This window comes from Cryptosporangium phraense, assembly GCF_006912135.1.
Classification (GTDB): Bacteria; Actinomycetota; Actinomycetes; order Mycobacteriales; family Cryptosporangiaceae; genus Cryptosporangium; species Cryptosporangium phraense.
Window position 1 is genome coordinate 57,503 of the sequence record NZ_VIRS01000030.1, and the last position, 24,204, is coordinate 81,706.

28 protein-coding genes are annotated in these 24,204 nt (G+C 71.7%); 13 read left to right on the forward strand and 15 right to left on the reverse strand.

Going from position 1 to position 24,204, the window contains the following annotated elements; translation table 11 throughout:
* Positions 1 to 57: 57 nt before the first annotated feature.
* A complete protein-coding gene (locus FL583_RS31520; protein WP_142708523.1) occupies positions 58 to 270 on the forward strand; it encodes a hypothetical protein in 213 nt (70 codons plus the stop codon).
* 2 nt (positions 271 to 272) lie between these two features.
* On the opposite strand, the gene FL583_RS31525 is transcribed toward FL583_RS31520, so the two are convergent.
* The 3 genes from FL583_RS31525 to FL583_RS43185 all read right to left on the reverse strand — a co-directional run bounded on the left by FL583_RS31525 (position 273) and on the right by FL583_RS43185 (position 4,950).
* On the reverse strand, positions 273 to 1,442 hold the full coding sequence (locus FL583_RS31525; protein WP_142708524.1) for a hypothetical protein: 1,170 nt from the start codon (positions 1,440 to 1,442) through the stop codon (positions 273 to 275).
* Positions 1,439 to 4,081 carry an ATP-binding protein gene (locus FL583_RS31530; protein ID WP_170323967.1) on the reverse strand — a complete coding sequence of 881 codons (2,643 nt, stop codon included), beginning with the start codon at positions 4,079 to 4,081 and terminating at the stop codon, positions 1,439 to 1,441. Before FL583_RS31530 ends, FL583_RS31525 begins: the two co-directional genes overlap by 4 nt.
* Before the next feature lie 224 nt (positions 4,082 to 4,305).
* Positions 4,306 to 4,950, reverse strand: a complete 645-nt coding sequence (locus tag FL583_RS43185) for a DUF3761 domain-containing protein (protein WP_420843224.1) — start codon at positions 4,948 to 4,950, stop codon at positions 4,306 to 4,308.
* Positions 4,951 to 5,026: 76 nt separating this feature from the next.
* On the opposite strand from FL583_RS43185, the gene FL583_RS31540 reads away from it, so the two are divergent.
* Positions 5,027 to 5,464 carry a hypothetical protein gene (locus FL583_RS31540; RefSeq protein ID WP_142708526.1) on the forward strand — a complete coding sequence of 146 codons (438 nt, stop codon included), beginning with the start codon at positions 5,027 to 5,029 and terminating at the stop codon, positions 5,462 to 5,464.
* 5 nt (positions 5,465 to 5,469) lie between these two features.
* Here FL583_RS31540 and FL583_RS31545 read toward each other — a convergent pair whose 3' ends face one another.
* Positions 5,470 to 5,730 carry a hypothetical protein gene (locus FL583_RS31545; protein ID WP_205752633.1) on the reverse strand — a complete coding sequence of 87 codons (261 nt, stop codon included), beginning with the start codon at positions 5,728 to 5,730 and terminating at the stop codon, positions 5,470 to 5,472.
* Between the two features lie 108 nt (positions 5,731 to 5,838).
* Positions 5,839 to 7,263: an amidase gene (locus FL583_RS31550; RefSeq protein ID WP_170323968.1), complete on the reverse strand. Its 1,425-nt coding sequence runs from the start codon at positions 7,261 to 7,263 to the stop codon at positions 5,839 to 5,841.
* Positions 7,264 to 7,333: 70 nt separating this feature from the next.
* Here FL583_RS31550 and FL583_RS31555 point away from each other — a divergent pair, with 70 nt between their 5' ends.
* A complete protein-coding gene (locus FL583_RS31555) occupies positions 7,334 to 8,152 on the forward strand; it encodes a helix-turn-helix domain-containing protein (protein WP_205752634.1) in 819 nt (272 codons plus the stop codon).
* A 174-nt stretch (positions 8,153 to 8,326) separates the two neighbouring features.
* Positions 8,327 to 9,031, forward strand: coding sequence for a DUF998 domain-containing protein (locus FL583_RS31560; RefSeq protein ID WP_142708528.1), 705 nt, complete (start codon positions 8,327 to 8,329; stop codon positions 9,029 to 9,031).
* Here FL583_RS31560 and FL583_RS31565 read toward each other — a convergent pair.
* A complete protein-coding gene (locus FL583_RS31565; protein WP_142708529.1) occupies positions 9,018 to 9,743 on the reverse strand; it encodes an alpha/beta hydrolase family protein in 726 nt (241 codons plus the stop codon). The genes FL583_RS31560 and FL583_RS31565 overlap by 14 nt on opposite strands.
* Positions 9,744 to 9,906: 163 nt before the next feature.
* Positions 9,907 to 10,533 (reverse strand): TetR family transcriptional regulator, encoded by a 627-nt coding sequence (locus tag FL583_RS31570; protein ID WP_142708530.1) that lies wholly within the window; start codon positions 10,531 to 10,533, stop codon positions 9,907 to 9,909.
* Positions 10,534 to 10,580: 47 nt separating this feature from the next.
* Between FL583_RS31570 and FL583_RS31575 the strand changes: the two genes are divergently transcribed.
* Positions 10,581 to 11,009, forward strand: a complete 429-nt coding sequence (locus tag FL583_RS31575) for an anthrone oxygenase family protein (protein WP_142708531.1) — start codon at positions 10,581 to 10,583, stop codon at positions 11,007 to 11,009.
* On the opposite strand, the gene FL583_RS31580 is transcribed toward FL583_RS31575, so the two are convergent.
* From FL583_RS31580 to FL583_RS31595, 4 genes are all read right to left on the reverse strand, one after another.
* A complete protein-coding gene (locus tag FL583_RS31580; protein ID WP_170323969.1) occupies positions 11,006 to 11,572 on the reverse strand; it encodes a TetR/AcrR family transcriptional regulator in 567 nt (188 codons plus the stop codon). The two genes, FL583_RS31575 and FL583_RS31580, sit on opposite strands and share 4 nt — an antisense overlap.
* Positions 11,573 to 11,645: 73 nt before the next feature.
* Positions 11,646 to 12,545: an alpha/beta fold hydrolase gene (locus tag FL583_RS31585; protein WP_142708533.1), complete on the reverse strand. Its 900-nt coding sequence runs from the start codon at positions 12,543 to 12,545 to the stop codon at positions 11,646 to 11,648.
* A gap of 9 nt (positions 12,546 to 12,554) precedes the next feature.
* Positions 12,555 to 12,764, reverse strand: a complete 210-nt coding sequence (locus tag FL583_RS31590) for a tautomerase family protein (RefSeq protein WP_142708534.1) — start codon at positions 12,762 to 12,764, stop codon at positions 12,555 to 12,557.
* Positions 12,764 to 13,498 (reverse strand): SDR family oxidoreductase, encoded by a 735-nt coding sequence (locus FL583_RS31595; RefSeq protein ID WP_142708535.1) that lies wholly within the window; start codon positions 13,496 to 13,498, stop codon positions 12,764 to 12,766. The genes FL583_RS31590 and FL583_RS31595 overlap by 1 nt, the downstream gene beginning before the upstream one ends.
* 102 nt (positions 13,499 to 13,600) lie before the next feature.
* On the opposite strand from FL583_RS31595, the gene FL583_RS31600 reads away from it, so the two are divergent.
* On the forward strand, positions 13,601 to 14,314 hold the full coding sequence (locus tag FL583_RS31600) for a TetR/AcrR family transcriptional regulator (RefSeq protein WP_142708536.1): 714 nt from the start codon (positions 13,601 to 13,603) through the stop codon (positions 14,312 to 14,314).
* Here FL583_RS31600 and FL583_RS31605 read toward each other — a convergent pair.
* Positions 14,298 to 15,095, reverse strand: a complete 798-nt coding sequence (locus tag FL583_RS31605; protein WP_142708537.1) for a class I SAM-dependent methyltransferase — start codon at positions 15,093 to 15,095, stop codon at positions 14,298 to 14,300. The genes FL583_RS31600 and FL583_RS31605 overlap by 17 nt on opposite strands.
* Positions 15,096 to 15,259: 164 nt before the next feature.
* On the opposite strand from FL583_RS31605, the gene FL583_RS31610 reads away from it, so the two are divergent.
* Genes FL583_RS31610 through FL583_RS31625 form a run of 4 tightly spaced genes read left to right on the forward strand, consistent with a single transcriptional unit; the run spans position 15,260 to position 18,068 of the window.
* Complete coding sequence (locus FL583_RS31610) at positions 15,260 to 16,105, forward strand: SAM-dependent methyltransferase (protein ID WP_205752635.1); 846 nt, start codon at positions 15,260 to 15,262, stop codon at positions 16,103 to 16,105.
* A 27-nt stretch (positions 16,106 to 16,132) separates the two neighbouring features.
* Positions 16,133 to 16,981, forward strand: coding sequence for an SAM-dependent methyltransferase (locus tag FL583_RS31615; protein ID WP_205752636.1), 849 nt, complete (start codon positions 16,133 to 16,135; stop codon positions 16,979 to 16,981).
* Between the two features lie 34 nt (positions 16,982 to 17,015).
* Positions 17,016 to 17,468 (forward strand): DUF4440 domain-containing protein, encoded by a 453-nt coding sequence (locus FL583_RS31620; RefSeq protein ID WP_142708538.1) that lies wholly within the window; start codon positions 17,016 to 17,018, stop codon positions 17,466 to 17,468.
* A gap of 45 nt (positions 17,469 to 17,513) precedes the next feature.
* Positions 17,514 to 18,068, forward strand: coding sequence for a maltokinase N-terminal cap-like domain-containing protein (locus FL583_RS31625; protein ID WP_142708539.1), 555 nt, complete (start codon positions 17,514 to 17,516; stop codon positions 18,066 to 18,068).
* Here the strand turns inward: FL583_RS31625 and FL583_RS31630 are convergent.
* Positions 18,065 to 18,457 carry a DoxX family protein gene (locus tag FL583_RS31630; RefSeq protein WP_142708540.1) on the reverse strand — a complete coding sequence of 131 codons (393 nt, stop codon included), beginning with the start codon at positions 18,455 to 18,457 and terminating at the stop codon, positions 18,065 to 18,067. The two genes, FL583_RS31625 and FL583_RS31630, sit on opposite strands and share 4 nt — an antisense overlap.
* 20 nt (positions 18,458 to 18,477) lie before the next feature.
* Positions 18,478 to 20,643, reverse strand: a complete 2,166-nt coding sequence (locus tag FL583_RS31635; protein WP_142708541.1) for an alpha-galactosidase — start codon at positions 20,641 to 20,643, stop codon at positions 18,478 to 18,480.
* A 166-nt stretch (positions 20,644 to 20,809) separates the two neighbouring features.
* Between FL583_RS31635 and FL583_RS31640 the strand changes: the two genes are divergently transcribed.
* Together FL583_RS31640 and FL583_RS31645 are read left to right on the forward strand one after the other, a co-directional pair.
* Positions 20,810 to 21,796, forward strand: a complete 987-nt coding sequence (locus FL583_RS31640; RefSeq protein WP_142708542.1) for a hypothetical protein — start codon at positions 20,810 to 20,812, stop codon at positions 21,794 to 21,796.
* Between the two features lie 55 nt (positions 21,797 to 21,851).
* Positions 21,852 to 22,040, forward strand: a complete 189-nt coding sequence (locus FL583_RS31645) for a hypothetical protein (RefSeq protein ID WP_142708543.1) — start codon at positions 21,852 to 21,854, stop codon at positions 22,038 to 22,040.
* Between the two features lie 14 nt (positions 22,041 to 22,054).
* On the opposite strand, the gene FL583_RS31650 is transcribed toward FL583_RS31645, so the two are convergent.
* Positions 22,055 to 22,990 carry an aldo/keto reductase gene (locus FL583_RS31650; RefSeq protein ID WP_142708544.1) on the reverse strand — a complete coding sequence of 312 codons (936 nt, stop codon included), beginning with the start codon at positions 22,988 to 22,990 and terminating at the stop codon, positions 22,055 to 22,057.
* A 198-nt stretch (positions 22,991 to 23,188) separates the two neighbouring features.
* Here FL583_RS31650 and FL583_RS41205 point away from each other — a divergent pair, with 198 nt between their 5' ends.
* A complete protein-coding gene (locus FL583_RS41205) occupies positions 23,189 to 24,175 on the forward strand; it encodes a hypothetical protein (protein WP_205752637.1) in 987 nt (328 codons plus the stop codon).
* Positions 24,176 to 24,204: the final 29 nt, after the last annotated feature.

Below are 24,204 nucleotides of genomic sequence, written 5' to 3' on the forward strand. Positions count from 1 at the left end.
GCTCCCGGTGCTGCCAGGATGCTCGTCGTTTCCGCTGGTGGCGGGCACGTTCGAGGCATGCGATGGGGATTGGCCGCGGTCGTGCTGGCCGGCGGATTCGGGTTGGCCTACGTGGCCTGGGGATTGATCGACAACGTGGCGGTGGCGTCCACGCTGGTGTTCCTGGCGCTGATCTGTGCGTGCATGATCGTCGCGCTCTGGGGCGGTGACGAGTCGGTGTCTCGGACGACGCCGGACCGGCGAGGAGGAAGATCGGTGCCTCGACGGTAAGCTCAGGCGGCGATTCGGTGGACCTGAGCTATGTCCTCGACCCGGGCGCGCAGATTGGCGATCCGACGTTGGCGGAATTCGCACTCAAACGCGGTGTCCAATTCCGCTGCTGGTACGAGAGCGTCGTCGCAGGCCTTCCGGGCCGCCTGCACTCGAGAGCGGATTTCGTCAGGCAACCTGGCCGGAAATGCCGCTGGATCGATGTGCGGCGGCCGGCAGAAGTAGTCCTCGTCCGTTGGCATACCTGCTGCGTACCTTAGGGCGGCGAGTCGGATGCTCACGATCGTGTGGGCCCAGCGGTGACGGTCCTCTATCCTGTCCCGTCGACGTTCCGGCAGGTCGTTGAGCCGATGGTTCGCCGGATGTCCGGGGTTGGCCGGATCGCCGAGACTCGGATCCATTCCGAGCGACGCAACGGCATAGCGGATAACCGCACTATCGTCGGTACGTACCTGCGCGCCGCGGCTCTCTTTATCGAATGCGGCAAGGAACGTACGAGCATCGTCTATGTTTCGGTCACGAAGCGCGACGGCCAACCGCCTGCCGGCACGATGCCGACGTGCGGTGGCATCCCAATACGGCTCATCGATTCGTTCGATCCACAGCAGTGCCTCGTCTCGCAGGTCGAGCCAGACAGCGATTTGAGCACAGTCAGAGGCAATCCAGGCCGGTCCGATTGATAGACTGTCCGATTTGTCTGCTCGGGAGTATGCGATTTGCAGCCGGTCGTATGCGTCGGCAAACCTTCCTTGGGCGGCGAGTAGTTTCCCTTCCTCGTAGACGAAATCGGGGCCGCCGGGTCGGAGGGCGGAATAAGAGTCTCTGAACCGGGCGAAGGACTCGCGGATCTGCCGCATCCCCGGCGGGCTCACCTCGATGTAGAAGATGAACTGCTGCTTGTAGGCCTCGAAGAGGTCTTGCGGATCTGTCTCTGCCGGGTCGGCGGCAAGGATCTCGAGTAGCATCGTCAACGACCGGTCCCACTCCGCTGCCATTCTCCAGTGCTTTGTTGCCGAGACCCCGAGCTGGAACGCGCGCCGGTGGTCGTTGCTATCCAAAGCGGCACGGCGAGCCTGCTCAAAGAGAAACGCTGCATCGCTTCTCCGTTCGTCGCGTAAAGCGGAGCGCGCCTGTGCAACCAGTGCCTCGATATTGGCGCGTGCGGACGTCATCGGCGGGTACGGATGCGCTTGAGGATGAGCTCGGCAACATCGCTATCGACGTCGCCGAGGACGTCGGCGACCGTATCCACGTCGGCTGAGTCCCAGTCCTCGCGGGTGGGGAACCTTGCGGCGAGCCTGGCGATCGTGGCCGGTGGCAACGTCAGGGAGGGTCCGAGCAGCACCGACAGCCGTCGGGGAGACAGGTACTGTGCCCGGTCGGGGGCGTCGAGGAGAGCCTGGACCATCGCGTGCTTGCGCATCTCGGTAGCCAGGCGCTGATCGACGGAGCCGTCGACCGGGTCGTAGTCGATGTAGATGAGGGAACGTAGGTCGGCCGGGAGCGGCGGCTCGGTGCCCGTCTTGCGCAGTAGGACGAATGGACGGTTGTGGCGGTCGGAAAACGCGGCGCCCAACTCGAACATCACATTCGGATTCGCGTCGGTCACTTCGGCGATGAACGCGTCGGCCTGACGCATGACGGTTTCGACGTTCTCGAGCACGCGGTGATCGTCGTACCGATCGTTACCGACGACCAATTGACAGCCCCACTCGTCCTCGACGACCCGCCGGCACGCATCGATAGTAGGCCGGAATTCGTCGGCGAAAGGCGTGATCATGAAGAAGATCCGGTGCTTCATGGGTCGGCCGCGCAACGCCCGCCGGCGCCGGTCCTCGTCTTCGATCTGCGTCTTGATCGCGTCAAGTTGACTCTGCGATTCCAGGTAGTCCAGGCTGCGGCCGATCAGGCGCTGGAACTGACTGTGGAAGATCGAGGCATCCGTGGACGTGATCAGCTCCCGATTCGCCAGAACCGCGTCGTTGTACAGAGCCAGCATCAGCTCCTGGACGGCTGGGTCGGTGAGATTTTGTCGGGCGATCCGCTGGACCAGTGCGTTCTCGGCGTTGATGGTCAGCCGCAGCGCCTCGGCTGCAGTGCGGCGAGCCAGTTCGTCGGCCATCTGACGGACGTCGTCGGGCTGATTCGGGTCCAGCCGCAGTTCCTGCGCGCGCCGCTGAGCGTAAGACCGATGATCGGAGCGGATGACCGCGGTGATGGTCGCTGGCTGAAAGCGGCGTGCCTCGGTGCGAATCTGACCCCCAAAAGCCGTCCGCACGGTCAGCGACATCATCTCGGCCAGCCGCTGCACCGCGGCGTCGGTCTCTCCGAGCCGACGGAAGACAGCGGGATCGTCTTCGCGGTCGACGTGCACCAGGGTGAGGTCGCGATCCGGCAGGCGGGTGTACGCCTCCAGCAGCTCCGATTCGAACGGACCCGAAGCGTCGACGACGACGCTTCCGGCCGCGTCGGCGATCTCGAAGTACTGCGACGCCGTGCTGGGTGTGGTGAAGCACGGCAGCCGAGTGGGTTCGCCGGTCCGGGCGGGCACCTGGGCAATGATCTCTGGTAGGGAGCGGAGTTCGCCCGGCGTATCGATCCCGGGTAGTTCGAGGATTTCGTCGGCACCGACCGAGGACTGTGCCGCGTCCAGGCGAGGGAGCGGTGCCGGTCGACTCCATGCGCCCTTGTTCGTGCGCCAGAGGAGTAGGTCGGCGAACCGTCGGAAGAACTCGTCGTAGTAGAAGCAGGCCGCGGTGAAGCCGAGCCGATGGAAGCGGGCAATGTCTACAAAACGCGCGTTGTCGTCTTCACGAAGTTGCTCGAGGTGGGCGATGATCACGTCACCCAGTGCCTCGCTGACCCGCGCAGCGGCATCGTCCCGAAGGAAGTTGTCGCGGGCGGCGGTCGGGGTCAGGTCCGGCGTGTTGATGATGCCGTTCACGAATCGGGCCCAGCGTGGCAGGATGTCGGCCGCGGCGTTGTCGCAGAGGAACATGCGGTTTTGATAGACCCGGGCGACCCGCGGCTGGTCGACGCTGACCAGTCGTGTCCGACTGATGTAGAGCACGCCGTCGATGTGCACGTCACCGCGTACCCGAACCGGTATCGCTTCCAGCACCGAGTCGCTCATCGTCCGGCTCAGGTAGGCGTAGTTGCCGATCCACAGCTCTTGGGGCGACAGTCCGGTCTTCTCCCACGGCATGTGCATGGTGTTTTCGGGATCGGCGCTGCCGTTGAGGTAGATCGGGATCTGCAGCATGTCCGCATACTTGCGGATCAGCTCGCGAACCTCGGTCTCCTGGATCAGCCCCCGATCGGACACGTCCCGCAGCCGGACGGTGACCGACGTCCCGACGGCTGGCACCTCGCACTCGCTGATCCGGTACTGCTTGCTGCCGTCGTTCTCCCAGAGCCAGCCCGCTGATTCGCCGTCCTTGCGTGTGCGCACCTGAACGCTCGCCGCGACCACGAACGCCGACAGAAAGCCGATCCCGAACTGTCCGATCAGGCCTTCCGTCTCGTCACGTTCGAGCCGGGTCAGGCTCTTGCCGATGTTAGAGAGGTATTCGACGAGGTCGTCGTGATTCATGCCGACACCGTTGTCGCGGACCGTAATTTCGAGATCCTGCGGTCGCGTCTCGATGTCGATACGTCCGGTACCCGAACTTCCGACCCGCCGACGGACGCCGTCGTGGGCGTTCTGGATCAGCTCTCGGATGAAGACCTTCTTTTCGCTGTAAAGATTTTGGGCAACGAGTCGGATCAGACCCTCGAAATCGAATTGCATCTCATTGACCGATGTGTCCATCGGAACCCCCTGCGTACCCCGAGCGCATCGTCCGGCACACATACCCCCGGCCGGAGACCGCGAATCTACCCTTGACTGCCTAGGCTGGCTCTCGGAAAGCCGAAGAAGATCCCGATCCGCGACGGCCGGGTCATACTGTCGTTATACCGGGCGGAATCTGTCCTGTGACCTGTCAGCGCTGACCATCCGTGCCGGGGCGGCCGAATGCTCAGTGCGCGTGGGGCTCAGAGCCAGCGGCGGACTCCGCCGTGGCCGGAGCAGGTTCCCTGGCGGTGTTGGCTGTAGCTGTACGAGCCGTCCTCGCACTGGGCGCTGGCGCGGGCCGGCTCGGATCCCGGGCGGTGGACGCAGTTGCCGTTGGAATTGACGTAGTAGTCGCCTCCGCAGGCCGAGTAGTCGTCCGCGGGCGGTCGGGCAGCGGCCGTCGTACGCCCGGGTGCCGGTCGCTTCGTCGGTGGGTCGACGACGACCGGCTCGTTCGCCGGGAGGCCTTCGACGGCGAGGTCCTGGACGGCGAGGTTTCGGACGGCGAGGTCTTGGACAGCGAGGCCGCCGACGGCGAGGTCAGCGACGGGGAGGCGGTCGGCGTCGTCGCCGGGAGGACGGCTTCCTGTGATCGCGGTGCCGCCGTCGTAGCGGCCGCCGAGTACAGGCCGCCGGCGGTGGGCGTGGTGGTGACCGCGGTCTTCGCGGTCCCGCCGGTGAGCGCCGCACCGACCACCCGGAAGAGGATGCACCCCTGAGAACAGCAGGGCCGATGATCTGGCCGATGTCGCGGCGGTCTCGGCGCCCGGTAAGGAGCCCCCCACCCGCCACGCCGCGGATCGAACGGGCGAAACGAAACAGCGCACCGGGTGTCCCCTATCCACTGTGGCCGGAAGCGCCTGTCCGGGCGTGGCAGTCGACGTGCTCGGCTAGCGTGGTCTGGACGATCGGAGCACACAGATGCGTAACGCCGAACTGGCAAAGCTCGACGGGCTGATCGGTGAGTGGGCGACGACGCTGTCCGACGCCTGGTTCCTCGACGCCGGCGTCGTCGTCCTGGGCACGACGAGCATCGCCCGGCTGGGGGAGTCGCTGCTGATCATGCGCACGATGCTGCCCGGCCGCAGCGAGAGCTCCGAGATGACGTTCGTGATCGGGCGCAGCGACCCGAACGACACGTTCGTCGCGCTCTACGAGGACGAGCGGGGCGTCTGCCGCGAGTTCGCGATGCGGTTCGACGAGGAGCACTGGACGCTCTCCCGCGAGGACCCCGACATGCACCAGCGCTTCCTGGCCGACGTGGAGGGCGACCGCGTCTTCGGTCGCTGGGAGGCCTCCGACGACGAGGGTGCGACCTGGCGCAAGGACTTCGACCTGACGTTCGAGCGATCCGCCTGAGACCGCTAGAGCCACTCACCCGCGTACAGCTCCAGATGCCCGCAGCGCTGGCAGCGGAACGCCCGGATCGCCCGGCGGGGCTTGCCCATCCGGCGCGCCCCGCCGAAGATCCCGCGCTCGAGCGGCCCGGGAATCCAGCGGGAGAAGCCCTGCGAGTACTCGCCCGAGTCCTCGACGAACCCCTCCTCGATCGCCGGGTTGCCGCACGCCGTGCACCCGAACCCGACGAACTGCCCCGCTGGTGCGTCCCCGTTCCCGGTCGTCATGCCCCGAGTATCACGCCGCCTGTCCACCCTCCGGCGAACGCCCGCCTGGCGGCGGCCCCGCCGGCGAACGCCCGCCTGTCGGCGGCCCCGCCGTCGGACGTCCCGCCGTCAGACCCCCACCGGCGGACGTCGTCCGGCCCATGGCAGCTCGACCTCCAGCAACCCCGCCACCTGGAGCAGCAGATCCTCTCGCCACGGCGCGGCCACGAGCTGCACCCCGACCGGCAGCCCGGTCGCCTCGTCGAACCCGACCGGCACCGAGATCGCCGGCATCCCGGTCACGTTGAACAGCGACGTGAACACCGCCATCGGGTAGCTGTTCAGCAGCGGTGACAGCGCGCCCCCGCCCCGCCAGAACCCGACCGGCGGCGGCAGGCACGCCATCGTCGGCGTGACCAGCAGGTCGAACCCGGCCACGAACCCCTCGACGATCCGCCGCGAGAAGACCTGGGTGTGCTGCACGGCCTCGGCGTAGGTCCACGAGTCGGTGGCCCGCGCCTCCTCCCGCAGCACCCGGTTGTGCGGTTCGACCCGATCCGGGTCGGCCAGCGGTATCCCGGCCGCGCCGATGTTCCAGATCGTCGTGAACGCCCCGAGCAGTTCCTCGGCCGGCGGCAGCGGCAGCGTCTGGTCCACCGGACAGTGGCCGGCCGACTCCAGCGCGCGCAGGATCGCCGACACCGCGGCCACGCAGGCCGGGTCGACGTCGATGCCCTCGATCGGCGACCCGGTCAGGGCCCCGACCCGCAACCCGCGCGGGGCCGGCGTCCGCATGGACAACCGGAACGACCCCCAGGGGGTCGGAGGCGACCACCAGGCGCCCGGGTCGTGGCGCGCGAGCACGTCGAGCGCGGCCGCGGTGTCGGCGACCGTGCGGGTCACGACGCCGCTGGTCGCGAAGCCCTCGACCAGGACCGTCCCATTGGTGATCCGGCCGCGGGTCGGCTTCAGGCCGACCAGGCCGGTGCAGGAGGCCGGCACCCGGATCGATCCGCCGCCGTCCTCGGCGTGCGCGATCGGCGCCATCCCGGCCGCGACCGCGACCCCAGCACCGCTGGACGACCCGCCCGGCGTGCGGTCCGGATCCCACGGGTTGCGGGTGATCCCGAGGGTCTCGTTCTCGGTGAACGGCACCGCGCCGAACTCCGACGTCGTCGTCTTCCCGAGCAGCACGAACCCCGCCTCGAGGAACCGCTGTACGACGGGCGAGGACGCGTCCGCCGGAGTCCGGCTCGCGCCGGCCGACCCGTACGACGTCGGCCAGCCGGCCACGTGCACCAAGTCCTTGACCGGCAGCGGGACGCCGTGGAACGGCGGCAGGTCGTCGACCGAGTCGGCCCGGACGACCGCGTCGGCGGCGGCGGACGCGGCCTTGCGGACGTCCTCGTCGGCGCGGTGGCAGAACGCGTCGAGGGTGGGGTCGAGCGCGTCGATGCGGTCGAGGTAGCAGTCGGCGACCTCGACCGGGCTGACCTCCCGGCGGCGGATCGCGGCGGCGAGGTCGAGGGCGGGCGTGAACGGATCGATCGTCATGGATCCAGGCTGCGGCGCGGGTGCGGACGGGTATTGGAGAAATGTCGCCGGGTCCTCGTAGCCTGGCTTCATGGGCGCAGCCGAGTCGCTCCGGGCCGCCGCCGCCATCTGGGACATCGCCACGCCGACTCCCGGCCGGCTGCCGGGCGTCCGCATGGCCGGGTTCCGGGAGCGCCCGGCGGGCGCGGTCGACCTGCAGGTGATCCCGTACCCGGCGGTGACCGTGATCGTCGACCTCGGCGAGGGACTGCAGGTCGATCACGACGGCGGCCGGGAGAGCGGGGCGGTCGTCGCCGGGCTCGCACCCGGCGTGCTGCGCGGTGGTGGCCGGGACGTCGAATGCCTGCAGGTCCGGCTGTCGCCGGTCGTCGCGCACGCCGTGCTCGGGGTTCCGTCCGGCGCCGTCGTCGGCCTCGCCGACCTGTGGGGACGCTCGGCCGCGCGCGTTTCCGGGCGTCTGCGCGCGGCGCGGACGTGGGACGAGCGGTTCGCGATCGTGTCGGCGGCGCTGGGGGAGCGGGCCGAGCGCGGCCGGGCGGTCGATCCCGAGGTCGCGTTCGCCTGGCGGCAGCTGGTGGGCAGCGGCGGGCGGGCGCGCATCGACGAGCTGGCGACGCGAGCCGGATGGGGCCGCCAGCGGCTGTGGTCCCGGTTCCGCGCGCAGATCGGGCTCTCGCCCAAGCGGGCCGCCCAGCTGATCCGCTTCGACGTCGCCGCGCACCGGCTGGCCGGCGGGGCGTCTCCGGCCGCGGTGGCCGCCGAGGGCGGGTACGCCGACCAGTCGCATCTGCACCGGGAGGCGCGCGCGTTCGCCGGCCTGACGCCGGCCGCGCTGGCCGCCGCGCCCTGGCTGGCCGTCGACGACGTGGCCTGGGCCTACCGCCGCTGAGCAGCGGCAAGGCCCGGAGAGCGGTGGGGGGCGCGCTCCGGGCCTTGTGATTCCCAGGTTCGCGCGGATCGGCGGCCGGGTCGATCGGGGTGAGAACGAGCGGGGTGTTCGTCGGCAAACAGTGTCCGTCAACATTGGTTGACGCGGCCGGGTGCGTCAACTACGGTTGACGGCATGACGGTACTGACTCGCGTGGCCGCCGCGACACCGGAGCGGCCTGAATCCCGGCGACCGAGCCGGCTACTCACCGCGGGCCTGGTGGTCGGCCCGCTCTTCACGCTCGCGTACCTGGTGGAGGGTGTCCTGCGTGGACACGGCTACTCCGCGGTCCGCCATCCGGTCAGCTCGCTCGCCCTCGGCTCGCGGGGCTGGGAGCAGACGCTGAACTTCCTCGTCGCCGGGATGCTGGTGCTCGTCTTCGCGGTCGGGTTGCGTCGGAGCCTGCGCGGTGCGCCGGGGGCCGGACGCGGCCCGGGCGCGGTCGCGTTGCCGGTGCTGGTGGCGATCTGGGGGATCGGGCTGCTGGGCGCGGGGGTGTTCCGGACCGACCCGGTCGGTGGGTACCCGACCGCGGCGAGCCCGGTCACCTGGCACGGGCAGCTGCACGACCTGGCGTTCTCGCTGCCCGGTTTCCTGGCCCTGGCGCTGGCGATGTTCACCGCCGCCTCGGTGTTCGCCCGGCGTCGCTCGCCCCGGATGGCGCTGTACTCGGCGTTCAGCGCGGTCGCGTTCGTCGTGCTGTTCGGGTTCGCGACCAGCGGCTTCGGCGGCGCCGACCCGTGGGTCGACGCCGCCGGCCTCTGGCAGCGGCTCTGCGTGACGGTGGGCTGGGGCTGGCTCGCCGTCCTGGCCGCTCAGCGTCGGACTAGCCGGCGCTGATCAGGTGGCGGGAGAAGAAGCGGACCGCGCTGTCGACCTCGAACCTCGGCACGTCCGCGTGGCCGCCCGAGCTCGCGTGCAGCGTCTTCTCCTTCGACCCGAACGCGTCGAACAGCGACAGCCCGGACTCCCGGGTGATGTGCTCGTCGTCCCACTGGTGCAGGAACTCGATCGGGACCGTGATCTGCCTGGCCGTCTCGACCAGCGTCTCACCCCAGAAGACGCCGAGCACGGCCGCGGAGATCCGCGGCTCGGCCGCCACCAGCGGGACGCCGATCGCGGTGGCCAGTGCGATCCCGAGGTAGCCGACCGGCCCCTCGGGATCGATCGCGTCGAGCACGGCCCGCCACTCCGGGACGGCCCGTTCGGCGAGGTCGCCGTTGAACCGCGCGACGATCTCGCCGACCGGCTCGCCGGCCGTCATCGCCTCCCGCATGAGCGCGATCTCGCGCTCGTCGAGCCCCGTGCGCGGGCGGCCGCCGTGCGCCGGGGCGTCGAGCGTGACGACGTCGAAGCCGCCGTCGAGGACGAGCCGGTGGGCCCGGCCGACCATGCCCGGGGCCCGCTTGTGCTGGCCGCCGCCGTGGCCCATCAGGACGAGCGGCGCCTGGCCGGGCTCGGGCCGGGTCGTCCAGAGGATGCCCGGGACGTCGCCGAGCCGGAATTCACGTTCGACGACACCGTTCGAGGATGTCTCAGCGATGAGTTTCATGGTGATGCCCTTCCGAAGCGCTGAGGGCGCCCCGGATGACATCTACGTCATCGCGCATCCGTGCCGAAGCGGACGAGCGCCCGTACCGATTCAACGTTCACGGGTCTCACCTCCTCGGGTAGGTCACGGCGCGCAGGACGCTACCAGGCCCCGCCGTGGGTGCCTACTCGGTTATCGACGCGATCACCGCGGCGGCGCGGTCGACGTCGGTGGCGACGGCGGCGCGGAGGTCGGGGTCGGTCAGGTGGCGGGTGAGGCTGTCGGCCTGGACGCGCCAGAGGCCGGTGACCGCGATCGCGGTAATGCGCGCCTCCGGTGCGCCCCGGCCCCGGTCGGTCAGGAAGCCAGTGGCGACGTCCGTGAGGCGCTCGGTCATGTCGTGCTGGTAGGCGCGCAGGCCCGGCGTGCTGACCGCGAGCTCCCGGAACCGGCGGAGCTGCTCCCGCGCGCCGGCCGGATCCTCCTGGCGCTCCAGCCAGCCGGCGAGCGCGTCCAGTTCGGCGTCGAGGACCGTGCGGGCGGCGTCCAGCAGGTCGGCGTCCGCAGTGGAGAGCAGGCGTTGCAGGGACGTGAGCGTGTCGTCGAACCGGTCGAGGAGCAGGGCCTCCTTGGTCGGGAAGTAGTTGAAGACGGTCTTCTCGGAGACGTCGCAGGCGGCGGCGATCTCGGTGACGCGGACCGCGTCGAAGCCACGGTCGAGGAACAGGCGCGTCGCGGTCGACGACAGCCGCGCGCGCAGCGCGCGCTTCTTCCGCTCGCGCAGGCCGGGCTGCCAGTCGACGGTCTCCACGGGAGAACAGTCTACGGTCACTGGAAAAGTACTGCTACTGTAAATTTATGCTGCAGGTGCTCGGAGTGGTGCTGGCCGGCCTTCTCGCCGGTGAAGAGTTCATCGTTCGGTACGGCGTCCAACCGGCGTTGCGCTCGCTGGACGACCGCGCGCACCTCCGGGCGCGGATCGCGCTGGTGCGGAGCCTCCGCGTGGTGGTGCCCGCGCTGATGATCCCGACCGTGGTGCTGGCCGTCGCCGTGCTCGTGACGGCCGGCGGGGCCTACCGCTGGCTGGGTACGGCCGCGCTCGTCGCGTTCGTGCTGATCTCGCTCCTCGGCACGGTGCCGATCAACATGAAGGTCGTCGACTGGGACGACGGCGCTCCGCCCGCGAACTGGCGCGCGACGATCCGGCGCTGGGAACGTCTGGACGTGGCCCGCTCCAGCGCGGCGATCGTCGCGTTCGTACTCTTCGCCGCGGCCCAGGCCGGCTAGCGGCGGCGGCGCGGGGCGATCAGGCGCAGGCCCGCGTCGAGCAGGTGCGCACCGAGCTCCGCGTCGGTCAGCTCGGCGAAGTCGGGGCTCGCGGCCGCGGCCACGATGCCGGTGAGCGCGACCGCCGACGCGACCTCCTCGGCCGGTCCGGCGTCCGGCCCGACCAGCACCGCCGAGATGCGGTCGGCGATCTGGTCGAAGTCCGGCCGCTCGGTGCGCACGACGCGCAGCACCGCGACGTCGTCGTAGAGCAGGGTCAGCAGCACCCGGTGGCCGATCACCAGGTCGACGAACGCGCTCAGGAACGCCCGCGCCCTGGTCGCTCGCCCGCGCCGCGTCTCGGCTTCGCCGAGCGTCAGGACGAGCTGTTCGATGGCGGGGGAGACGACGGCGAGGACGATCTCGTCCTTGGTCTTGAAGTGGTAGTAGACCGCGGCCTTGGTGACGCCCATCGCGTCGGCGATCATCTGCAGGGACGTGCCCTCGACCCCGTACTGCGCGAATTGGGCCAGAGCGGCGTCGATGACCCGTTGTCGTCCGTCGCGGGTCACGGTCGTTGTCACAAGTCCTCCCAGCTCGTGGGCAATGCTAGGAGGGCCGACACCCGTCGTCAACGCCCGGGGGCTAGCCGACCGGCTAGGCCGGCCGGGGCGGAGCCAGGAAGCGCGTGAGGGAGCGGGCCAGCGGCTCCGCGGCCTCCTCGGGCAGGAAGTGCCCGGCCGTCAGCGGGCCGCCGGAGACGTCGTCGGCCCAGCGCCGCCAGACGTCGAGCGGTCCGGCGGACGTCGTGCCCTCCTCCGCGCCCCAGTGGACGAGCACCGGGCACGTCAGGCGCCGGCCGGCCGCGCGGTCGGCGAGGTCGTGCCCGCGGTCGAGATGGAACGCGGCCCGGTACTCGGCGCACACCCGCGCGATCGTCTCGGGCGAGTAGGCCGCCACGTACCGCTCGACGGCGTCCGGCGGGAGGGGCTCGCCCGCCCAGGACGCGAGGATCCAGCGGACGAGGTAGTCGGCGCTCGCCGCGAACACCCGCTCGGCGAACGGCTGGGCCAGGAAGAAGAACGGCCAGTAGTCGAGGGCCGCGTCCGGATCCAGGCGTTCGAACTGCTCGGCCGTCGGAATGACGCTGAGCACGGCGAGCCGCTCGACGACGTCCGGATGGTCGAGGGCCAGCCGGTAGCCGGCGCGCGCGCCGCGGTCGTGCCCGACGACCGCGAAGCGGGCGAAGCCGGCCGAGCGCATGAGTGCGACCAGCTCCCGGGCCATCTCGCGCTTGCTGTAGCCCTCGCCGAGCGGGCCGCCCGGCGCGGCCTCGCTGGTGCCGTAGCCCTTCAGGTCGCACACGACCACCGTGCGGGACCCGGCCAGCGCCGGGGCGACCGACCGCCAGCAGTAGTGGGTCTGCGGGAAACCGTGCAGCAGCAGGACGGCCGGCCCGCTCCCGCGCCGTCCGACGCGGTAGCGGGACGACCCGACCTCGATCGTCGAGTAGTCGAAGCCGTCGAGGGGGTCGAGGCGGTCGACGCCGGTCGTCATCGCTCCACGCTAGCTGCGGCCGCCGAGCATGTCGGCGGTGAGGACGGTGCCGCCGAGGCCCCAGCCGCCCTCGGCCACCTCGTCGACCAGGACCAGCGTGTTCGCGCGGGCGCGCTCGCCGTACACGGCCGCGTAGGCGTCGGTGACGGCGTCGATCAGCTTCTGCTTGGACTCCGGCGTGAGCGTGTCGGCCGGGACCTTGAGGTTGGCGAACGGCATCAGGCGATCCCTCCGTTGGTGCGAATGATCTGTCCGTTGACCCAGTGGCCGGCCTCGCTGCCAAGGAACGCGACCACGTTGGCGATGTCCTGCGGCTCGCCGAGCCGCTCCAGCGGCGGCTGCTTGGCCAGGTGCTCGATCGTCGCCTCGTCCTTGCCGTCGAGGAACAGGTCGGTGGCGGTCGGGCCGGGGGCGACGGTGTTGACCGTGATGTTCCGTCCGCGCAGCTCGCGGGCGAGGATGAGCGTCATCGCCTCGATCGCGCCCTTGCTGGCGGTGTACCCGGCGTAGGTCGGGAACTGCAGTCCGACGACCGACGTCGAGAACAGGACGATCGACCCGCCGTCGCGCAGCCGCCGGGCCGCCTCGCGGGCCACGACGAACGCGCCCCGGATGTTCGTGCGGTGCATCGCGTCCAGATCGTCGAGATTCAGGTCGGCGACGGTGGAGAGGACCATCCGGCCGGCCGCGTTGACGACGACGTCGACGCCGCCGAACTCCTTCTCGGCCCGGTCGAACAGCGCGCCGACCGCCGTCTCGTCGGCGATGTCGCCGGCGACCGCGACGGCGCGGCCGCCGGCCGCGGTGATCTCCTCGACGACCTCGGTCGCCGCGTCGGTGCGCCCGGCGTAGCCGACGACGACCGCGACGCCCTGGGACGCCAGGGTGGTCGCGACCGCCCGGCCGATCCCGCGCGAGCCGCCGGTGACGATGGCGACGCGTGTCTCACTCATGGGTTCCTCTCTATCATCGATACGGCCTTTACGTAACGCCGCTATGTAGCGACCGTAGCATGGTTCGTAGCGTTGACAAGGGTGACGCGTATCATCGATAGCATGACCGTCACCGAGACCGAGCTCCGGACCGCGATGATCGCGGCGGCCGAGCAGCAGCTGGCGTCGTCCGCCGGCCGGGACATCGCGACCCGGGCCGTGTGCGAGGCCGTGGGCGTCAGCCAGCCGGTGCTGTACCGGCTGTTCGGCGACAAGCGTGGCCTGCTCGACGCGGTCGCCGACGCCGGGTTCGAGCGGTACGCGGCGCTGAAGGCGGCACAGCCGGCGACCGGGGATCCGGTCGCCGATCTGCGGGCCGGGTGGGACCAGCACATGGCGTTCGCGCGAGAGAACCCGGCGCTCTACCAGCTGATGTTCGCGCCCCGGCCGCAGGCCCACTCGGGCGCCCGGGCGCGGGTGTTCGGGCTGCTCGAGGCGCAGCTCGTGCGGTGCGCGGCGGCCGGGGCACTGACGGTCGCGCCGGGGGTGGCGGCCCAGCTGATCCTCTCGGCGAACGTCGGGGTGGCGCTGAACCTGATCGCGCAGCCGGAGCTGTTCGACTCCGCGTCGCTGTCGGGGCAGATGCGCGACACGGTGTTCGGGGCCGTGCTGACGACGGCCGCCGCGCCCGCGGAGCCGGATCCGGTGTCCGCGGCGGCGCTGCGGCTCCGGTCGCAGTTGCGGGTGGCCGGGACGCCGGCCCTGGAGCCGGCCGAGGCGACGCTGCTCGAGGTGTGGCTCGACCGGATCGCCGGGACGGTCAGGCGCGGGCGGTGATCATCCAGCAGGCGGCGGTCCAGCGGACCCGGTCGCCGTCGACGTAGGGCTCGTAGGCGGCCCGCACCGCCTCGACCGCGCGCGCCCGGGTCGGTTCGTCCAGGCTCTCGCGCACGAGTGCGAGCGGGCCGAACGTCGTGAAGTACCCGACGAGATCACGCTCGGCCATCGACAGCTCGAGATCCACCGGCTCCAGCGCGACGTCGTGCCAGCTGGGCGCGACGATCCGGCGCACGACGTCGGGATCGGCGAACGCGAACCGGCCGGGGGCGTCCGGCGGGCTGACCGGCAGGTCGGGCACGAGCGGGCCGGCGGCCTCCTCGGTGACGGTCAGGAACGGGTTGTCCGCCGGCCGGCGCCAGACCAGGCACCGCAGCGCCCCGCCCGGACGGGTCGCCCGCCGCAGGTTCGCGAACGCGGCGGGCGGATCGGGGAAGAACATCACGCCGAACCGGGACACGACCGCGTCGAAGCCGGCCGCCGGGAAGTCGTGCTCCTGCGCGTCGGCCCGGACGAACGTCGCCGTCGACCCCTCCTCGGTGGCCCGGGCCCGCGCGGCCGCGATCATCGGTTCGGACACGTCGACGCCGACCGCTGCGTCGGCCCGGCGGGCGAGCGCCACGGTCGTCGACCCGGTGCCGCAGCCGACGTCGAGCACGCGCCGGGCGCCGGCCACCGCGTCGACCAGGGCCGTCTCCAGCGGGCGCATGATGTCGTCGAGCAGTGAGCGGTTGGTGACCCAGGCCTGGCCGCGGGGTCCGTTCCAGCTGTCTGCGGGCATCGCGCCGTCTCCTCTGGTGTCCGTTTCGCGTTCGGTGCCACCGTTCCACGTCACGAGGCCGAGACGGGCCGGCCGGCGCGCCGCCGGCGGTTTCCGTCGAACCGTTACACGGATTCGCGGTAATACCGTGCGTAGCGGTGAGCGGGTGCCCCTAGGATTCCACTGTGGCCAGCAACGACTGGATGATCGAGTCATCCAACCAGGCGGCCGACCGTGAGCCGGTCGAGTTGCACCCGGAGCGCCCCCACCCGGCGCGGGTCTACGACTACCTGCTCGGTGGGAACACGAACTTCGCGTCCGATCGGGCCGCCGCCGAGGCCGGGCTGACCGTGAACGAGGGCGCGCGGACGACCGCGCGGTCCAACCGCGAGTTCCTCCGCCGGGCGGTCACGTTCCTGGCCCGCGACGCCGGCGTCCGGCAGTTCGTCGACGTCGGCACCGGCTTACCGACCGCGCCGAACGTGCACGAGACCGCCCACGCGATCGCGCCCGAGAGTCGGGTCGTCTACACCGACAACGACCCGATCGTCGCCGCCCACGCTCGCGCGCTGCTCACCAGCGAGCCCGGCACCGGCCCGACCAGCTACCTCGAGGCCGACCTGCGCGACCCGGAGACGATCCTCGCCCAGGCCCACCAGCTCCTCGACTTCACCCAGCCGATCGGCCTGCTGCTCATCGCGGTGACGCACCACGTCGACGACGAGGACGACCCGCACGCGGTGGTCGCCGACCTCGTCGGGCGGCTGCCCTCGGGGTCGTATCTGGCGCTGTCACAGATCACCGACGAGTTCCGGCCCGAGTGGCACGAGGTCTCGAAGGACTTCGCCCGGCGCGGCGGCGTGCTCCGCCCGCGGCCGCGGGCGTCGATCGAACGTTTCTTCACCGGGCTGGAGCTGGTCGAGCCCGGGTTGCAGGTGGTGAATCGCTGGCGTCCGGACGACACCGACGTCTACCGCGATCTGGACGAGGGTGGGGTGTCCGTCCTGGGCGCGGTCGCCCGCAAGCCGTGACTCCGAGCCGACCCCGAAGGACTTCCCGTGAGCAACAACGACTGGATGATCGAGTCGTCCAACGAAGCCGCCGACCGTGAGCCGGTCGAGCTGCACCCGGAGCGCCCCCACCCGGCGCGGGTCTACGACTACCTGCTCGGCGGCAACACGAACTTCGCGTCCGACCGGGCCTTCGCCGAGGCGGCGCTGAAGCTCAACGAAGGCACCCGGACGACCGCGCGGTCCAACCGCGAGTTCCTGCGCCGGGCGGTCACGTTCCTCACCCGCGACGCCGGGATCCGGCAGTTCATCGACATCGGCACCGGGTTACCGACCAGCCCGAACGTGCACGAGATCGCGCACTCGATCGCGCCCGAGAGCCGGGTCGTCTACACCGACAACGACCCGATCGTCGCCGCCCACGCTCGCGCGCTGCTCACCAGCGAGCCGGGAACCGGCCCGACGACCTACATCGAGGCCGACCTCCGCAAGCCGGAGACGATCCTCTCCCAGGCCCACGAGATCCTCGACTTCACGCAGCCGATCGGCCTGCTGCTCATCGCGGTCACCCACCACCTCAAGAACGACGAGGACCCGCAGGCGGTCGTCGCGGCGGTGGTCGACGCGCTGCCGTCCGGGTCGTACCTGGCGCTGTCGCAGATCACCGACGAGTTCCGGCCGGAGCAGTGGCACGCGATCGAGGCCGACTTCGCCCGGCGCGGCAGCGTGCTGACCCCGCGGCCGCGGGCGTCGATCGAGCAGTTCTTCACCGGCCTGGAGAAGGTGGACCCGGGGCTGCAGGTCGTGAACCGGTGGCGGCCCGAGGAGAGCGACGCGTACAAGGACCTCAGCGAGGGCGAGTGTTCGCTGTTGGGTGCGGTCGCGCGGAAGGCTTGACCTCGAGTTCGGTTGAGGTTCTAGCGTCGGGCGCATGACGCGACCGACGCTTGCCGACCCGTCCGCCCAGGCCGCCGCCGAGACCGTGGCCCGGGATTTCGCCGCCACGCTGCAGCGCGGCGGCGACACGATGGATGCCGACGAATACGACCGCTGGTTCGCCGACGACGTGCTGTGGGGCAGCCCGTACGGCCTGACGCTGACCGGATTCGCCCCGCTGAACAGCGTCCACCAGAGGTTGATGGACGCGGTGCGCCACGCGCCGGATCCGGACGCACCGGCGCAGGGCGCGCCGGCCTCGGTCTTCGAGGTCGTGACCGCGGCGACGGTCGCGCCGGGCGTGGTCGTCACGCAGATCCGGCGGGCGGCGCTGGTGGAGGGTGGGTTCTCGGAGCTGGCGCTGTACGTGCTGGTGGAGCGCGACGGCGGGTGGTGGCTGGCCGCGGCCCAGAACACTCCGGTGCGTCCGGCCGTCACCGCCGATTAGGCTGCTGGGGCCCCGGATTTCCGGGCCGGTCCCGGGAGGCGGACGATGGCGACGGTTCACGACACGACGCTGGTCCCGTCGAAGCTGGAGCTGCTGGCGGTGTGGATACCGAGGCAGCCCTGGTACGGCGGTGCGGGCGATCCGGAGCTGCGCAAGGCCGGCGGCTTCCGGCTCGACGATCCGGCCGGGGAGGTCGGGATCGAGCTGATGGTCGTCGTCGACGTGCGCGGGCCGGAGACCGGCAGCTACCTGGTGCCGATGACGTACCGGAGCGAGCCGCTGCCCGGCGCCGACGGGGCGCTGATCGGGACGATGGAGCACGGCGTGCTCGGAAAGAGGTACGCGTACGACGCGCCGCACGACCCGGTGTTCCGCGAGTGCCTGCTGGCGCTGGTGCACGGCAAGGCGGTGCCGCAGGCGCAGTCCCGGAGCGACACCGTGGACACGTCGGTGCGGGTGGTGGCGGTGCCGGACGCGGTGGGGGCGGACATCGTGCGGGTCCTGACGCCGACCGGGGCCGCGCCCGCGGCCGGCGAGGTGTCGGTGCCCTACACCCTGGCCGACGAGCCCGTCCGCGCCGTCGTCGCCCGCGCGATCTAGGGCTTCGTCGCGGCTCGGGCCCAGGCGACCAGGGCCGGTTGGCCCAGCAGACGCAGGGCCCGCTTGCGGTCGGTGTCGAGGCCGAAGCCGTCCTTGTGCTCGGTGTACTGGGCGACGTTGCCCGGGAACACGGCGACGAAGAAGCCGGCGACCAGCGTGCCCAGGCGGCGGCGGGCGGGCTGGCGCCAGGTGGTGAGCAGCGCGGTGCCGAGGGCCAGCTCGACGATGCCGGACGCGAGCACGACCGTGTCGGGGTCGGCCGGGAACCAGCTCGGCACCTGGGCCCGGAACTCCTCCCGGGCCACGGTCAGGTGGGACGCCCCCGCGGTGAGCAGCACCGCCCCCAGCGCAACCTGCCCGGCACCCCGCACCACGTCTGCTTTCGCCATGCTCCCTTCCTACCTCACGATCAGACCGCGGTCAGCTCCAGGACCAGGGCCTGCTGCGGCTCCAGCGTCGGCAGCACCAGCCCCACACCCCCGAGCACCGCCCCCGACGCCACTACCGGCCCCCCGGCCACCCACGGCGTCTCCGACCGGGCGCTGAACCGCGGCTCACCCAGCTCCGTCACCACCCGCACCCGGTACTTCGTCGTCGCCGTGAGCCCCGGCAACAGCACCCGCCCGGCCTGCGTCGGCTCCGACGTCACGGTCCGGGACCAGACGAAGACCGCCCGCTCCGGCGACACCACCCCGGTCAGGCTCAGCCCGGGGTCGACCGCCTCGCCGTGCACCACGGTGCCGGTCGCGATCAGCGGCCGGATGGTCTTGTGGAAGTCGATCCACGACTTGACGACCGCGAGCTCCTCCGGGCTCCGCTCGATCAGGTTCCACTCGATCCCGACGTGCCCGAGCAGCGCCGACGCCATCCGGAACGGCAGGTCGGTCTCGCGCCCGGTCGTGTGCGCCCGCGGCGCCCCCACGTGCATGCCGACGAGCTCGGGCGGCAGCAGCTGCATCGTCCAGCGGTCGATCATCACCCGCTCGACCGGGTCGATGCAGTCCGACGCCCAGACCCGGTCGGTGCGGTCCAGGATCCCCAGGTCGACCCGGCCGCCGCCGGACGAGCAGGACTCGATCTCCAGCCCGGGGTGCCGCTCGCGCAGCGCGTCCATCAGCGCGTACACCGCGTGGGTCTGGGCCGAGACGCCCGGCCGCCCGGTCACCCGGGAGACCGCCTCGTGGATCTCCCGGTTGTGGTCCCACTTCAGGTAGGCGATGTCGTACTCCGCGACCAGCGCGCTGATCGCGCCCAGCAGGTACTCGAACGCCTCCGGGTGCGCCACGTTCAGGACGTACTGCGAGCGCGACGGTGGGCCCACCGGCGTGGGAGCCAGGATCCAGTCCGGGTGCTCGCGGGCCAGCTCCGAGTCGAGCGAGATCATCTCGGGCTCGAACCAGAGCCCGAACTCCAGCCCCCGGCTCCGGACGTGCGCGGCCAGCTCACCCAGCCCCGACGGCCACGTCGCCGGGTCGACGGTCCAGTCGCCCAGCGCCGTGGTGTCGCTGCGACGGCCGAGGAACCAGCCGTCGTCGAGCACGAACCGCTCGACGCCGACCTCGGCGGCCCGGTCGGCCAGCTCGGTCAGGACCTCGAGGCGGTGGTCGAAGTACACCGCCTCCCAGGTGTTGACGATGACCGGCCGCGGCCGCGACGGGTGCGACGCCCGCGCCCGCAGGTGCTGGTGGAACCGGTCGGCCAGCCCGTCGGTGCCCCGGTCCGAGTACGCGAACATCGCGACGGGCGACTCGTACGACGAACCCGGCGCCAGCCGCACCTCACCGGCCCGCAGGAGCTCACCGCCGCCGAGCACCGACCGGAACACCCCGGCGCCCTCCGGGTACCGCTCGACCGTCCACGACGTGTCGCCGCTCCAGGCCAGGTGCAACGCCCAGACCTCGCCCTGCCGGTTCGCGAACCCCGGCGTCCCGACCACCGACAGCGTCGGCGAGCCGGGTCCGGGCTTCCCGCGGCGGACGTCCCGCTGGTGCGCCCCGTCGACGATCGGCCGGCGCTGCGGCGCCCGCTCGCGGGCCCAGCGTCCGGTGAAGTCGAGGATCTCGGTGGCCCGGGCCGGGATCGGCATCAGCGCCCGGACCCCGCCGACGTCGAACAGCCCGTCCGCGTCGGCGTCGTCGGCCGGGCGCCGGACCGTGTGCTGGACGGTGACGATCCCGACCGGGGTGAGGGCGACCCGCAGGTCGATCTCCAGGCCGGTGATCTCGTCGGCGAGGTCGATCTCGACCGAGTTCCCGGACACCCGGACCGGCTCGCGCAGCGCCGGCCGGGGCGTCGCCCGGGTGCCGTCGAGGTGCCCGGCGAAGCCGGGCGTCCCCGACCACAGGTCGCGCTCGGTCGGGATCAGCGTCAGCCGCCGGGGCACGTCCGGCGCGTTGTGCGGGATCTCGGTGGGCTCGGTGTCCAGCAGTACCTGAAGGTCGGCCGCGTCGAGTTCGCCCAGGTCAGCGCCCCAGTGGAGGACCGTGGGCACGGGCCCGTCGACGTCCAGGACGAGCGAAACTCCGGCCGCGCGCAGGTGCACGGGCGCGAGCGAGGACTGCTGGTCGGTAGGCACGGCGATTGATCGTAGGTGGCCTCTCCGAGCATCTCGGTTGCGGGCCTCCTCGACCGAATATCGCCGACCCGCTTGGCGTGCGACCGCACAACCGGTTGAGTAGGGAGCACAGTCCTGTTATCGGAGTGTCCTCTGTGGCCCACCGTGACCCCTTGGAGTGCCCCAGGTGTTCGGAAGCTACGACCTCGTAGCCGCCGCCTACGACGGCGACCGGGTGGCGGCGGAGCGTCTCGTCTCCGAGTCCCTGCCGCTCGTGTACACGCTGCTGGTGCGGGCGGCGAGCCCGCGGGCGGACGTTCCGGAGCTGGTGGCCAGAACGATGGCGCTGGTCTCGGCGGGGATGCCGGGCCTGGGGGAGCCCGCCGTCTACCGGCCGTGGCTGTGCGGCACCGCGCTGCGCTTCCTGTGGGCGGCCGAGCAGGACGACGCCGCCGGGCGGCACGCCGACGCCCCGGCGTCGCTCCTGGGCGCCAACACCGGCGCCGGCACCGACCAGCGGGCCGAGGCCGGCGAGGCGATCCGCTGGATCGGCCCGGACGACCGTGAGCTGCTCTCGCTCTGGTGGCTCGAGGTCGCCGGGGAGCTGACCCGCGACGAGCTCGTCGCGGCCAGCGGCCTGTCCCCGGCCCAGGCGGCCGGCCGGATCCGGCAGATCGAGGCCCGGTACGAGGACGCGCGGACCGCGGTCCGGGTGCTCGCGTCGGTGCCCGCCTGCGCCGACCTGACCGCGGTGCTGGCCCGCTGGGACCGGCGGCCGTCCGAGCGGCGCCGCCGCCAGGTCGCCCGGCACGCGGAGGAGTGCCCGACCTGCCAGGTCCGCACCGGCGACCTGATCCCGGCCGACCGCCTGCTCCGCGGCACGCCGCTGGTTCCCCCGCCGCCCGCGGTGACCGCCCGGGTGCGCGAGGTGCTCGCGTCCGGAGCCGCGGCCGGCCTCGCGCCCGACCGGGGCCGGAACACCCCGCTGCGGCGCGCGCTCGACGGTATCCGCCGGGTCGCGGCGATGCCCCGGGTGCAGACCGGAACCCGGATCGCCGCGGTCGGCGTCGCGCTCGCGTTACTGATCGGCGCGCTGATGTCGTACGCGCACAGCCGCGAGGCGGACGGCGACCCGTCCGGCTCGGCGCTTCACGTAGTGCCCGCGACCTGGTGAAACACCGACCCTCGGGTGGAGGGCGGCGGGCGTTGCGCGAGTGACGATCGCGGATGTGAGGTGTGAATGCTGCGGTGAGTGGCGCATCGACACGGCGCTGCTCGACGGGGTGCCGCGGCTCAAGCTCACCCACCACGGGTACCTGGTCGGGGGCGGCTACTTCACCGACGTCGACCAGCTCTTCGCGGTCGTCGCCCGCTACGGCGGCCCCGACCGCGCCCGCTTCCGCCGCGAGGCCGCTTAGGCGGCTTGGGCCGCTCAGGCCCAGGCCCGGGACGCGCGCTCGGTCCAGTACCGCTCCGGAGCCTCGGCCAGGTCGGCGGCGGCGTCCGGCGGCAGGCCGAGGGTGGTCGCCCGGAGGTTCCGGCCGATCTGCTCGACGGTGACCGCGCCGGTCAGCACCCGCGCCGCCCACGGCTGGGCCAGCGCGACCGCGAGCGCCCACTCGTCGACCGGGGCCCCGGCCCGCCGAGCGGCCTCCGTCACCGCCGGGCCGGCCTCTCCGGCCGTCAGGCGTCCGTTGGCCAGGGCCTCCTTCACGACGACGGTCCGGCCGGCCGCGGCCGCCTCGGCCAGGGCCGGGCCCGCCGACGTCTCGAGCACGTTCCAGGTCGACTGCACGACGGTGAACAACGGCTCCCCGTCCACCGACAGACCCAGCGCTCGCCGGACGGTCTCCGCCTGCCGTGGCCCCGAGGTCGAAAGCCCGATCCGGACGCTCTGCGAGCGGAGCTGAGCCAGTTCACGCAGCAGCGACGAGTCGTCGAGCGCCGGGCTCTCCGGGGTCACCGAGTGGATCAGGTAGGCGCTGAGCCGGTCGCCGAGCAGCGACCGCGTCTCGGCGACCTGACGCCGGTACGCGGCCACCGAGTGGTCCTTCACCTCGTGCACCGGGGCGTCCGCCCGCCACTCGCCGACGTACGTGTAGCCCCACTTGGAACCGATCGCCACGTCGTCGACGTCGGGGCGGGACGCGAGCCAGCCGGCCAGGAACTCCTCGGCCCGCCCGTACGACCGGGCCGCGTCGAAGTAGCGCACGCCGCCGGCGTAGGCGGCGTCGAGCACGGTGGCGGTGCGCCGCCGCAGGGCGTCGACCGAGCGATCGGAACCCAGGTCGGCGGCGCGCCCACCGTTGATGTAGGCCGGGCGGCCGAGGGCCGCCAGGCCGAGGCCCAGGCCGGTACCGAGATCCATGGACCGACCCTAGCTAGGGTGGAGTTCGCTGGTGTACGGAATGTGCAACTATGCGCGTCTCGTACTTTTGGTCAGGATAGTTGGCCGGAACGGTGCTTATCGGGGTGTCGATGAGGTGGTTGTCGGCACGGCAGGTTCCTTGTGGGTGTCGCGAGCTGTTCGTATCCGATTTGTCGGAATTTTGAGATCGGAGACGAGATGACTACGCAATTCCGTTCGGCTCGGCTGGCGGTCGCGGGCGTGGCGCTGGCGGCCGGGAGCAGTTTCCTGGTCGCGACGCCGGCCGTCGCCGATCCGCCCGCGCCCGACGCCCCGGCCCCGGCTCCGGCGGCAGCTCCGGCGGCGGCGCCGGCGGCTGCTCCGGCGGCTGCTCCGGCGGCGGCGCCGCCGCCCGCGCCGGCACCGGAGCAGCGCCGGGACGGTGGCGACGACCGCCAGAACCAGCAGGGCGGCCGTGACCAGGGCAACCGTGACCAGGGTGGCCGTGACCAGGGTGGCCGTGACCAGGGTGGCCGCGGTCAGCAGGGCCAGGGGCAGGGGCAGAACCAGAACCAGCAGCCGGGCCAGCAGAACGGCGATCGGCCGGGCCGCGGCAACGGCAACGGCAACGGGGGCAACAACAACGGGGGCAACAACAACGGGGGCAACAACAACGGGGGCAACAACAACGGGGGCAACAACAACGGGGGCAACAACAACGGGAACGGTGGGAGTCGGGACCGGGACGACCGGGACCGGGACGGGCAGCGCAACGACGACCGGCGCAACGACGACCGGCGGAACGACGTCCGGCGCAGCGGCCGAGGCGAGCGCGTAGTAGCCGACTGGTACCGAGGCCGCACCTACCAGCACGGCGACTTCTCCTCCGACGGCTGGACCTGGCGCGGAGGCTCCGACTGGCGTCGAGGCAGCAGCTACCACCGCGGCTACGGCTGGGACAACTCCGGCGGCTGGGGCTGGGACCGCGGCGACCGCTACGGCGACCGCGTCTCGAACTTCTACCGCGGCTACATCGAGTGCCAGCGCGCCGGCTACCTCGGCGTCGTCCGCGGCTGGTGGGACGACTTCAGCTGCGACTACACCCGCTTCGGCTGGGCCGGCTGGAACAACTTCCGCTACGGCCCGAACGACTGGCGCTACCGCGGCACCTGGGTCCTCCGGGTCGACGACTTCGACCTGTTCTGAGAGTCCGAGCGGGCCGCGCACCAGAGCGC

Bases quoted from the DNA above. Each gene is read 5' to 3' on its own strand.
- FL583_RS31520 (WP_142708523.1), top strand. From the start codon at position 58: ATGCGATGGGGATTGGCCGCGGTCGTGCTGGCCGGCGGATTCGGGTTG.
- FL583_RS31525 (WP_142708524.1), bottom strand. From the start codon at position 1,442: ATGACGTCCGCACGCGCCAATATCGAGGCACTGGTTGCACAGGCGCGC.
- FL583_RS31530 (WP_170323967.1), bottom strand. From the start codon at position 4,081: ATGGACACATCGGTCAATGAGATGCAATTCGATTTCGAGGGTCTGATC.
- FL583_RS31540 (WP_142708526.1), top strand. From the start codon at position 5,027: ATGCGTAACGCCGAACTGGCAAAGCTCGACGGGCTGATCGGTGAGTGG.
- FL583_RS31545 (WP_205752633.1), bottom strand. From the start codon at position 5,730: ATGACGACCGGGAACGGGGACGCACCAGCGGGGCAGTTCGTCGGGTTC.
- FL583_RS31550 (WP_170323968.1), bottom strand. From the start codon at position 7,263: ATGACGATCGATCCGTTCACGCCCGCCCTCGACCTCGCCGCCGCGATC.
- FL583_RS31555 (WP_205752634.1), top strand. From the start codon at position 7,334: ATGGGCGCAGCCGAGTCGCTCCGGGCCGCCGCCGCCATCTGGGACATC.
- FL583_RS31560 (WP_142708528.1), top strand. From the start codon at position 8,327: ATGACGGTACTGACTCGCGTGGCCGCCGCGACACCGGAGCGGCCTGAA.
- FL583_RS31565 (WP_142708529.1), bottom strand. From the start codon at position 9,743: ATGAAACTCATCGCTGAGACATCCTCGAACGGTGTCGTCGAACGTGAA.
- FL583_RS31575 (WP_142708531.1), top strand. From the start codon at position 10,581: ATGCTGCAGGTGCTCGGAGTGGTGCTGGCCGGCCTTCTCGCCGGTGAA.
- FL583_RS31585 (WP_142708533.1), bottom strand. From the start codon at position 12,545: ATGACGACCGGCGTCGACCGCCTCGACCCCCTCGACGGCTTCGACTAC.
- FL583_RS31590 (WP_142708534.1), bottom strand. From the start codon at position 12,764: ATGCCGTTCGCCAACCTCAAGGTCCCGGCCGACACGCTCACGCCGGAG.
- FL583_RS31595 (WP_142708535.1), bottom strand. From the start codon at position 13,498: ATGAGTGAGACACGCGTCGCCATCGTCACCGGCGGCTCGCGCGGGATC.
- FL583_RS31600 (WP_142708536.1), top strand. From the start codon at position 13,601: ATGACCGTCACCGAGACCGAGCTCCGGACCGCGATGATCGCGGCGGCC.
- FL583_RS31605 (WP_142708537.1), bottom strand. From the start codon at position 15,095: ATGCCCGCAGACAGCTGGAACGGACCCCGCGGCCAGGCCTGGGTCACC.
- FL583_RS31620 (WP_142708538.1), top strand. From the start codon at position 17,016: ATGACGCGACCGACGCTTGCCGACCCGTCCGCCCAGGCCGCCGCCGAG.
- FL583_RS31625 (WP_142708539.1), top strand. From the start codon at position 17,514: ATGGCGACGGTTCACGACACGACGCTGGTCCCGTCGAAGCTGGAGCTG.
- FL583_RS31630 (WP_142708540.1), bottom strand. From the start codon at position 18,457: ATGGCGAAAGCAGACGTGGTGCGGGGTGCCGGGCAGGTTGCGCTGGGG.
- FL583_RS31650 (WP_142708544.1), bottom strand. From the start codon at position 22,990: ATGGATCTCGGTACCGGCCTGGGCCTCGGCCTGGCGGCCCTCGGCCGC.
- FL583_RS41205 (WP_205752637.1), top strand. From the start codon at position 23,189: ATGACTACGCAATTCCGTTCGGCTCGGCTGGCGGTCGCGGGCGTGGCG.